General features: G+C 70.3%; 4 protein-coding genes. 1 reads left to right on the top strand and 3 read right to left on the bottom strand.

Going from position 1 to position 4858, the window contains the following annotated elements; translation table 11 throughout:
- On the bottom strand, positions 1 to 1369 hold a 1369-nt coding region (locus AB0F56_RS35875), incomplete at its 3' end, for a delta-60 repeat domain-containing protein (RefSeq protein WP_362017534.1).
- 445 nt (positions 1370 to 1814) lie between these two features.
- Here AB0F56_RS35875 and AB0F56_RS35870 point away from each other — a divergent pair.
- Positions 1815 to 2159: a hypothetical protein gene (locus AB0F56_RS35870; protein WP_362017532.1), complete on the top strand. Its 345-nt coding sequence runs from the start codon at positions 1815 to 1817 to the stop codon at positions 2157 to 2159.
- Between the two features lie 22 nt (positions 2160 to 2181).
- Here the strand turns inward: AB0F56_RS35870 and AB0F56_RS35865 are convergent, their stop codons facing one another.
- Positions 2182 to 2868: a methyltransferase domain-containing protein gene (locus AB0F56_RS35865; RefSeq protein ID WP_362017530.1), complete on the bottom strand. Its 687-nt coding sequence runs from the start codon at positions 2866 to 2868 to the stop codon at positions 2182 to 2184.
- A gap of 812 nt (positions 2869 to 3680) precedes the next feature.
- Positions 3681 to 4046: a S26 family signal peptidase gene (locus AB0F56_RS35860; RefSeq protein WP_362017528.1), complete on the bottom strand. Its 366-nt coding sequence runs from the start codon at positions 4044 to 4046 to the stop codon at positions 3681 to 3683.
- Positions 4047 to 4858 lie beyond the last annotated feature (812 nt).

The following is a 4858-nucleotide window of genomic DNA, read 5'->3' as shown; positions in this document are numbered from 1 at the left end:
TGTTGTTGGTCACCCGGATCGTGTACGTGGCCTGGTCACCGATACTGATCGTGCCGGGCCCCGTCTTCGTCACCGACATGTCCACCGAAGGCGGCGTCGGGGCGCCTCCGCCGCCTTCGTAACGAGCGACCGCGAAGTCGGTGTTCGGCCCGCCGTTGCCGGCCGCGACGATCTTGCCGTCGGACTGCAGCGCGACCCCATTGGCGATGTCGGCGCCGTCGAACGAGGTGGTCACCCGGCCGCCGGTCCCGAAGCCGGGGTCCGGGGCGCCGTCGGTGTTGTAGCGGATCAGCCCGAAGTCGCCGCCGTCGCCACCCCTGCCCGCGATGACGATTCTGCCGTCGGCCTGTACGAACCCGTCCTTGGCGGCTCCACCGGCGGTGGTCACCCTGCCGTCACCGCTGAAGCTCGTGTCCAGGCTGCCGTCGGCGAGATACCGGACCACCGCGGCGTCCGCGTCGGTGTTCCCCATGGCGACGATCTTGCCGTCGGCCTGGACCGCCACCTCCTCGGCGCCCTCGTACGCGCCGAAATCGGTGCGCTGCATGCCGTCACCGCTGAACCCGGTGTCAAGGCTGCCGTCGGCGTTGTACCGCATCAGCATGAAGTCGAAGCGAGTGGTTCCCACATCGCCGCCGACGACGATCTTGCCGTCGGACTGCAGGGCGAGCGAGCGGCCCGTTCCGCCCTCCTCCAGGCTCGGGGCCGGGTCTGTGGTCACCATGCCGTCGCCGTCGAAGGTGGCGTCCGGGGTGCCGTCCGCCAGGAGGCGGGCCGCCGCGAAGAGGCCGCCGGTGTATCCGGCGGCGACGATCCTGCCGTCCGAACGCACCGCCACGTCCATGGCCGACGCGGGCTGACCGAACGCGCTGAGGAACGCGACGCCGCCGTCACCGAACGTCGTGTCCAGGCTGCCGGTGGCGGTGTAGCGGGCCACCGTGAACCTGCAGCACTCCTCGAAGCCCGTACCGGAGCTCCCCGCCACGACGATCTTGCCGTCGGACTGCACCGCGGCCGCCTCGGCGTTGTCGACGAAGCCGCCGATGTCCGTGGACACCCGTCCACCGCTGCCGAAGGTGGAGTCCAGACTGCCGTCCGCGAGATAGCGGACCAGCGCGAAGTTTCCGAGCGAGTCCGGCGCGTCGGTGCCGACGACGACGACCTTGCCGTCGGACTGGACCACCACGTCGTTGCCCGCCTCCTCGCCGCCGGCGTCGGTGAGCACCGTACCGTCGCCCCCGAAGCCGGGATCCAGATCTCCCGGGGCGGCCAGTGCGGCTCCGGGAAGGGCGAGCACCAGCGCCAGACCCGCGACGACCGCGAGTCCTCCGCGCCCCAGGGTTCTTCGCAGACCAGTGAATGTGGACATGGAGACCTCTCGGATCGGGGCGTCCTGCGTGACGGTCCACAGACTCCGGCCCTGCCCACGGCTGCGGGCCCACGGCTCGGCCCCGCTGAGCTGCATGGACGGTGTGATCCACTCACCAGGGTGAGGACGCGGGAGGGCCGAGGGTCGAGGGCCGTCCAGGGCCTCGCCCTTCGACGTGGAAGGTGGGGAAGTTGGGAACCTGGTGTGCGGTGCTCAGGGCAGTTCGCAGTTCGCTGAGGAGCCCGGCCCGCTCGGCGAGGAGGGCGGCCTGGAGGCGCCGCTGCACCCCGAGCGCGGGCTCGGGGCCAAGAAACGGTCCTGACAGGGAGCGGTGTGGATTCCGTTCGCAGGGGAGGGGAGGGGGCTCCCACGGCCGGAGGGAGGGGAGTTCGCACTGCCTGCCGGCCTCTGCAACCGTCCGTCGAGCCGCCGCGTCCAGGCCGGTATGGAGCTGAAGGGCGAGCGCCGGGCAGTCGTCAGGAACGTTCTCGCCGTCTTCGGCGCCGCGGTCGGACTGGTCGTCTGGGTGCCAAGGGCCGCGTTCAGTCTCGACGGCGGATTCGAGAGCCATGCCCGCGACCTGACCGTGCTCTTCGTCGACCTGCCGCTCATCCTGCTCGGCGGCGCGCTGGTGCCGGTGGTCACCTTGGCCCTGGCCGTCAGGCGGGTCCCGCCGTGGGCCGCGGCGGTCGCGGCCCTGGCCGCGCTGGCGCTCGGGGTGTGGGGCCTCACGGAGTGGTGGACCCCGCGCCAGCATCCGGACCCGGGCTACGACGTCCCCGGCATGTGAGCGCCCAGCCCGTCTGTGTTCCTCACCATCCGTAAGATCCGTCGGGCTTCCGGGCGAAGAAGGTCCCGAACCGCCTCTGGGGCCCTTCCCCAGGCTCCTGAGTCAGCCGCGCGGTGAGCACGAACCCGGCCTGCCCGAGGAGTTCGGCGATCCGTCCGGGCGGGAGGAGGTACGAGGTGTACGACAGGGGTAGCCCGCCGTACGCCTCCGTCGGCCGGAGCCGCTCGCCGTCACTGTCCCCGTCCTCGTCCCCCACATGCCCGGCGAGCATCAGATGCCCACCGGGCGTGAGCACGCGATGGAACTCCCCGAAGACGAGCGGCAGTTCCTCTGGTGGTGTGTGGTGCGTGGAGTAGTAGGCGAGTACGCCGCCCAGCGCCCCGTCCGAGACGGGCAGCGCGGTCATAGACCCGACGACGAACGGCAGATGGGGGTACGCCTGACGGGCCTGGTCGACCATCCCGAGGGACAGGTCCACCCCGAACACGTCGGCCACCCCGCGCTCGGCCAGATACGCGGCGACTTTGCCCGGCCCGCACCCGACATCGGCCACGGCCCCGGCGTTCCCCACGGCCTCGGCGAACACGTCCAACATCCCACGTGACACCGGATCCAGCCGCGACGGGGGCGGCACCATGCCGGCATAGGCGGCGGCCACGGTGTCGTACGACTCCTGAACGGCGAGGAGATGGGAGAGGAACTCGGGCACGCGACCGACTCTAGGCGCTGGGGGCCTCCTTGCGGGTCGGGTGTCGGGCTCTTCGCGGGCTTCTGGTTCGGCCGCCCTCGTTCTGAGTGTGGCGGGCGGAGGGCGTGCCCACGGGGAAGGGCGGGGATCGCTGCGGTGGCGAGTCCGGCTTGCGGGCCGGTGGGGTGGGGGCCGGGCATCGCTCCGGTCGCGGGAGCGGTCTTGGCCCGGTGGGTGGGGGCTTGGCGGGGGCGGGGGAGTTGGTGCGGGTTGGCTCTGGGTGCGCGGCAGTGGGATGGGGCGGTGACGGCACCGGCTCAGGGTCCGACGCCGAGTGGGCGGCCGGGCTTCATGCCCCGTGGGGCAGGAGGGGAGTGTGCGGGAGGCCGCCGTGCCCTAAGTGCAGCGAACTCCGCGCAGTCCAATCCGAGTAATGGCTGGCACCGGGTAAATCGGGCACCGGATGCCGACTTCGGGGGCAAACGTGCAGACAGAAGGCGATCCGGGAGTTGGGCACGGCCTTCTGTGGCCGTGCGGCCGGGTGCGAACCTCTGGCCGGGTCCGAGGAACTGCCGGGCTGGCGTGACGAGCCGTGGGCGGCGGCCTGAGTGCCTGGACCAGGTCCCTCGCGCCCGGCATGCCCTGTGCGGACAGCAGCACCATCTGCGCGCGCCGCCAGGTCACCACGGAGCCCGTGCCTCTGCGGACTAGGCCCTGATCCGCCGGACAGGCCCTAGCCGCAGTAACCGCCGGCCCTCGTCGTCATCTCGCGAACGCGCACTCGTATCGCCACCCGAAAGGCTTGGCGGCCCGATGCCGTTGGAGTGTCAGGTTCAGGAGGAGTTGTCGGAGTCGGCCGCGAGCGTTTTGCCTACGATTCCCGACCGGGTGACGCCGTCGACAGCGACACAGATGCCGAAGACACGATCGTGGCTGGTCCAGCCGTTGATGCGGCCACGGTTATTGCTGATCTGCACCCGCTTCCTGGCGGAGTCCACGGACGACACCACGTGCAAGTAGACCGTCCCCGAGACGCGGGCGAGGACGATGTCCCCGACATCCAGCTTGGACGGGTCGACCGGGGCAACGACTACCTGCTGCCGACTGCGTATCAGCGGGACCATCGAGGAGCCGCTGGGCCTGAACGTCACGGTGGCCCCGCCGGCAACCCTGCCTGCCACTGCATCCAATGCACCCATCCGATGATCGTGGCAGATTCCCCTGCATCACCCCACCGACTACTTCTCCGTGCTCCACCAGCGAGGCGAACGTTGTCTGATCCGGCAATAGCCGGGCGGGGCAGGTCCTTTGCGTCCGGTGGAGTGGGGCCGGGCACTCGGAGTAGCTGCTACCCGGTAGTTGGGGGCTCGGTTTGCCGTGGAGGGATGGGTGAGTTGGTGCCGGTCGGCTCGGGGTGGGCGGCAGCGACGTGGGGCGGTGACGGCACCGGCCCAGCGTCCGACGCCGAGGCTCCGTTGGGGCTCATTCCCCGACGATCACTCTCGGTGGGTCCCGAATGCCCGTCGGCAGCAGCTGGTTTGGGGAGGGGCGGCATACGCACGCTCGTCGCGCCCTAAGTGCAGCGCACTCTGAGTATCCGCATGCACGAGCCGTGGTCGAAGCGGGGTATATCGGGGCACGGGAAGCGAGTTCGGGGGGGGGGGAAAGCTTGCGCCTGAGGGGTGATCCGAGGCCTACCTCCGCCTCAATCCGCCCCGATTCCCGATGGCGAGTCCTTCCCCGCCGCCCCTCCGGAGTGACTAGCCGGGCACGAAGTGCGGCCGCTGAAAGGGCGAACCGGGGGAATCCTGCACCAACCCCACCGCCCGGGGCTACCCTCATCGTCCCTCGCGAGGCACTGGCCACCATGAAGTCCGGCTGCCGCAGCAGCGATTCGAGGGCTCGCTCTTGCTCCAACCGTTCCTAATCAGTGAGCAGGAGTGAGTCTTGGACCCAAGCCTGTGCACTGCGGACATCCCGAACGGTTTTGGATGTCCTGGTCTCCCGCTTT

The sequence above is a fragment of the Streptomyces sp. NPDC026092 genome (genome assembly GCF_040638605.1).
GTDB lineage: Bacteria > Actinomycetota > Actinomycetes > Streptomycetales > Streptomycetaceae > Streptomyces.
The sequence above is the reverse complement of the archived record's forward strand: the minus strand, read 5'-3'. Positions and strand labels throughout refer to the sequence as shown.